Source organism: Pantoea sp. C8B4 (assembly GCF_051336905.1).
GTDB lineage: Bacteria > Pseudomonadota > Gammaproteobacteria > Enterobacterales > Enterobacteriaceae > Pantoea > Pantoea rwandensis_B.
This window is the reverse complement of sequence record NZ_JBGMNK010000040.1, coordinates 1-323: the sequence shown is the minus strand read 5'-3', so window position 1 is coordinate 323 and position 323 is coordinate 1. Positions and strand designations below refer to the sequence as shown.

Genomic DNA, 323 nt, shown 5'->3' with positions numbered 1-323 from the left:
CAGACCCGTGAGCACATCCTGCTGGGTCGTCAGGTTGGCGTTCCTTACATCATCGTGTTCCTGAACAAGTGCGACATGGTTGATGATGAAGAGCTGCTGGAACTGGTAGAGATGGAAGTTCGCGATCTGCTGTCAGCATACGACTTCCCAGGCGACGATACTCCAATCGTACGCGGTTCTGCTCTGCAGGCACTGAACGGTGTTGCTGAGTGGGAAGAGAAGATCATTGAGCTGGCTGGTCACCTGGATAACTACATCCCAGAGCCAGTACGTGCAATCGACCTGCCGTTCCTGCTGCCAATCGAAGACGTATTCTCAATCTC

The 323-nt window shown here is 53.3% G+C and carries 1 protein-coding gene; it reads left to right on the top strand.

Features of this window, described 5'->3' with window-relative positions; genetic code table 11:
- A partial coding sequence (locus ACCW76_RS20910; RefSeq protein WP_436340027.1) for a GTP-binding protein occupies positions 1-323 on the top strand: 323 nt, incomplete at both ends.